Origin of the sequence: Moorena sp. SIO4A1 (assembly GCF_010672065.1) — a bacterium.
In the GTDB taxonomy this organism is placed as follows: domain Bacteria; phylum Cyanobacteriota; class Cyanobacteriia; order Cyanobacteriales; family Coleofasciculaceae; genus Moorena.
Genome location: NZ_JAAHHX010000164.1, coordinates 1 through 3943, shown reverse-complemented (window position 1 = coordinate 3943; position 3943 = coordinate 1). Strand labels below are relative to the sequence as shown.

Annotated in this window: 6 protein-coding genes; 4 read left to right on the top strand and 2 right to left on the bottom strand. The window is 40.4% G+C overall.

Annotated features, from left to right (window positions below; translation table 11 throughout):
• Positions 1-103: 103 nt before the first annotated feature.
• Entirely contained in the window at positions 104-286 is a 183-nt protein-coding gene (locus tag F6K53_RS35460) for a hypothetical protein (RefSeq protein WP_143727725.1), read from the bottom strand.
• Between the two features lie 22 nt (positions 287-308).
• Here F6K53_RS35460 and F6K53_RS35455 point away from each other — a divergent pair, with 22 nt between their 5' ends.
• The 4 genes from F6K53_RS35455 (at position 309) to F6K53_RS35440 (ending at position 3505) form a co-directional block, all read left to right on the top strand.
• Positions 309-479 (top strand): recombinase family protein, encoded by a 171-nt coding sequence (locus tag F6K53_RS35455; protein ID WP_293084011.1) that lies wholly within the window; start codon positions 309-311, stop codon positions 477-479.
• Between the two features lie 78 nt (positions 480-557).
• Positions 558-1727, top strand: a complete 1170-nt coding sequence (locus F6K53_RS35450; RefSeq protein WP_293084008.1) for a 2-isopropylmalate synthase — start codon at positions 558-560, stop codon at positions 1725-1727.
• A gap of 50 nt (positions 1728-1777) precedes the next feature.
• Positions 1778-2638 (top strand): AAA family ATPase, encoded by an 861-nt coding sequence (locus tag F6K53_RS35445; RefSeq protein WP_293084005.1) that lies wholly within the window; start codon positions 1778-1780, stop codon positions 2636-2638.
• Positions 2639-2743: 105 nt separating this feature from the next.
• Positions 2744-3505, top strand: coding sequence for a class I SAM-dependent methyltransferase (locus F6K53_RS35440; RefSeq protein WP_293084002.1), 762 nt, complete (start codon positions 2744-2746; stop codon positions 3503-3505).
• A gap of 25 nt (positions 3506-3530) precedes the next feature.
• On the opposite strand, the gene F6K53_RS35435 is transcribed toward F6K53_RS35440, so the two are convergent.
• Positions 3531-3737 carry a thermonuclease family protein gene (locus F6K53_RS35435; RefSeq protein ID WP_293083999.1) on the bottom strand — a complete coding sequence of 69 codons (207 nt, stop codon included), beginning with the start codon at positions 3735-3737 and terminating at the stop codon, positions 3531-3533.
• Positions 3738-3943: the final 206 nt, after the last annotated feature.

Here is a 3943-nt window from a genome sequence, read left to right as displayed (position 1 = left end):
AATTCTGGACTACTACTAGCACAGCTATTTTTAGCTACTACTTCCAATCCCAAAGATACAGATTTGGCACAAAAAACGAGGTAGTCACAAATTATAGTATTTTTCAATTCGGTGAAGTACAAAGGCCTGGGTTGAGCGGGAGTAGGGAGTAGGGAGTAGGCTGACTGCCTGACACATCTTGGAAAATGGCAGTCATCAAGGGGTGCAGTGCTTCGAGGGAATACGAGTAAACCAGATTCGGTCGTAGTAATGCTGCCAGACCCGGTTTACAACAAGCCCTATCCATCGCCTGAACTGGAGATGTACTGGTGGTGTGGCGTTTAGACCGGTTGGGACGCTCACTCAAAGATTTGATTGAGATGGTCGAAACCCTGTCTAACAGAGGCATCGAGCTACAAAGCCTCACAGAAGCCATTGCCACTGACTCCAGTAGTGGTAAACTGATTTTCCATGCTCATATTGAAAACGACTGGATTTAATTCTATGATGCCCTCAAGCCTGGAAGCAAGTTTTGACTAAGCTTAGTTAATTACCAGAAAAGGAGATTTTGTCACGTAATGTTGCAGATTATTGACTCTACCCTAAGAGAAGGAGAACAAACTCCTGGTGTTTATTTTTCCCCTGAAACCAAGTTATTAATTGCTCAACTTTTAGATCGAATTGGTATTGATATTATTGAAGTAGGAAATCCTGCTGTTGGTACTGAAATTTGTGAAGCTGTAGCCTTGGTTTCTAATGCGGGATTGAATGCTAAGATTGGTGCTCACTCTCTTTGTCGTATCGATCATGTTCAAAAAGCATTAGATTGTAAAATCGATTTTTTGGGTATCTTCCTGAGTGTTGCCAATCACCGTTTAGAGCGTGACTACCAAATTACAATCGAAAATGCCATTGAGCAAGTGGTGGAAGTTATTAGCTATGCCAAAGCACAAAACCCAAACCTATTAATTCGCTATACACCAGAAGATACGACACGTACCTCAATCGAACAAGTTATTGAAGTAGCAAGCGCTGCGGTACAAGCAGGCGCAGATATTATTAGCATCGCAGACACAACAGGATATGCTACTCCATTTAAGAACGATCGCAGTTACTCGTATTTTGTCAAAACTTTGAAGGAAAAACTAGCTGGACAACAGCTATATCCTAAAATTGCTGTTCATTGTCACAATGATAGAGGTTTAGCACTGGCTAATGCTCTTGATGCTTACCAGGCTGGAGCAGACATTATCGATGTAACTGTGATGGGGTTAGGAGAACGTGCTGGTATTGTTGATTTAGCAACATTGTTGGTCAATTTGGGCGAGATGGTTGAATCAGAATTGCCTTGGGAGTTTAACTATCTTAAGGATCTATACCATATTGTGAGTGAATATTCCCATATTTCAATTCCGCCTATTTTACCCATTATGGGAAAAAATGCGTTCACTCACTATGCTGGGGTTCACGTCAAAGCAATTGCTAAAGATCCGATGCTTTACCAAAGTTTAGATATTGCTAGTTTGACCAACAAAAATAACTTAGCTTTAGGAATGCAATCGGGCAGAGCTTCAGTTGAGTTAGCTCTGGAACAAATTGGTCAAGAGGGATTGAGCAATAATAGGGTTTTCATGAATTGCATTCTCAAGGAGGTTAAAGTGCTGGCTAAACGAGGGACTGGTATTGATATTGACAACGAATTGCCCCACATAGTTAATCAATGTTTTGCTTTTGATAATTGTGAATAATCTTCTCACTTTGAGTGAAGAATGCTTAGGTCTATAACAGTTTACTAATAATGCCGTTAAACCAAAAACAAACTGAGTCTATAGAGTCTATAGAGTTGAGCTCTGGGATTAGATACGGATTATCAGCGGTTGATGGCTGGCTGCCGCTTGTTGAACAGCCCTTGTTTATTTTAGTTGGGTTGACGGGAGTCGGTAAAAGTACACTTATCAATGCTTTATCCGATACAGAGCTAAACTTTACGCTGTTTCCTAATCGTCGTACTTTAACTGATAAATTTATTATTCCGACGGTCATGCATATCGATGGAGCAGAAAAAGAAGATGATATTACCTGCCGTGTTACACGCTTCTCCTATACCCGTCGCTATAAGCAACTTTTTCCTGAGGGAATAGTCCATATTTTGAGCAAATTACAGATTAATCCGTCTCAAGTTTGCTTTCCGCTACTTTTTGATGGTTTGCGAGGAAAGCAGGAGGTAAAATACGCAATCAAAATTCTACCAAAAGCTCAGTTTTTAGTTTTGGAAGCTCCTAACTATGTCCGATTGGAACGCCTGTTAACTCGTAGGGATTTGTTTGATCGCATTACGCAATCTAGCCCAATACAATATAATTACAATGAAAATAAAATTAGTAGTTTTTCTGAATTAGGGATACCACAGGATACCAATCTTTTTGCCCATGAACAAACACAAGAGATCCTAGCCAAAGTGAATAAAGGTTACTTTTCCATAAATGACTTACGAGATTGCTTAAAGATTATAGTTGCAGAAAAATGCAACTATAATCCATACGAAACTAGATCCATTTTAGAAGATTTAGCCCCAAGTCGAACTCTGTTCATTAATACAACTAGCTATGCTCCTCACTTGATTGCACAAGAGGTTCAGAGTTTTCTCTCGTCTGGTTGAGGGTATCATCAAGCTAGAGCATCGGTTAAGAAACCGGGTTGCTGAGAATACTGAACCGGCGGGTCTTGGCGTCGGAGGAGAGCGAAAGTTCGTAGGAGAAGAAACTTGGTCAAACAATTTAAGGACTATTTCTCGAAGCAAGCAGATAATTATGCAAACTATAGACCTCATTATCCAGAAGCTTTATTCGAGTATTTAGCTACTCAAGTCACCGAATGTAAAGCTGCTTGGGATTGTGCAACTGGTAATGGTCAAGTAGCCTTGGGATTAACATCTTATTTTCAAAAAATTTATGCTACAGATGCTAGCGAAAAGCAAATTAGTTATGCATTTCATCATGATAAGATTAAATATTCTGTGGCAGTTGCAGAAAAAGTTGGGCTAGCGAATAAATCTATAGATTTAATAACTGTTGCCGAAGCAGTTCATTGGTTGAATCTGGAACAATTTTATCAGGAAGTTCAGCGGATTTCTAAGCCTGGAGGAATTATTGCTATCTGGGGATACTGGTATTTTCATTTGCTCCGAGAAGAAGAACATTTGAAGCAAATGTTGAGAGATTTTTTGACTACTGTCTTTGACCAGTTTGGAGCTGAAGAAATAAAAATACTTATTCAAAAGTATCAAACCATTCCTTTCCCTTTTGCTGAGTTAAAAACACCTCTTTTCACAATGGAATGCCAATGGAACATGGAAGAATTCCTTGGATATTTGAATAGTGTGTCTGCTGTTCAAAAAATGATTTCTGTTCAATCCCACGAACCAATGTTAGAATTCTCCAAGCGTCTAGTCAAGGCTTGGGGCGATCCCGAGAGGAAAATTTTATTTCAATGGCCATTACACATGAGAGTTGGTCGAATAAATTAAAATTTCTGTCGGTGCCCGATAAATATTAGAGTTGTTGGGAAATAAGTGCGATCGCATACTCCTCACCCCGCTTAACAATATCCCAACTGGGACAATCTGACTTGTACTGCTCATAGGGATAAACCAATCCCAAGTGAACAAGACGGCTTTTAACTAAACCGCCGCTGTTCCACACCTCAGCAACAGAACGACCATAACGGTCGGTTGTGATGATGCTGACTGCCTGACACATCTTGGAAAATGGCAGTCATCAAGGGGTGCAGTGCTTAGAGGGAATACGAGTAAACCAGATTCGGTCGTAGTAATGCGGATCAGCCTTCAAAGAAGCAAAGCTTGGTTGCGGGTCGCGGGGTAACTTGAACACAGGGGTTAACAATTGGCGTCCAATGTTCGTGAACCCCCTTGAGCCAGCGTAGACCTATTTTGAGATAACTGATG

Excerpts from the sequence above, each read along its gene's own strand:
- F6K53_RS35460 (WP_143727725.1), bottom strand. The coding sequence starts at position 286 with ATGGATAGGGCTTGTTGTAAACCGGGTCTGGCAGCATTACTACGACCG.
- F6K53_RS35450 (WP_293084008.1), top strand. The coding sequence starts at position 558 with ATGTTGCAGATTATTGACTCTACCCTAAGAGAAGGAGAACAAACTCCT.
- F6K53_RS35445 (WP_293084005.1), top strand. The coding sequence starts at position 1,778 with ATGCCGTTAAACCAAAAACAAACTGAGTCTATAGAGTCTATAGAGTTG.
- F6K53_RS35435 (WP_293083999.1), bottom strand. The coding sequence starts at position 3,737 with ATGTGTCAGGCAGTCAGCATCATCACAACCGACCGTTATGGTCGTTCT.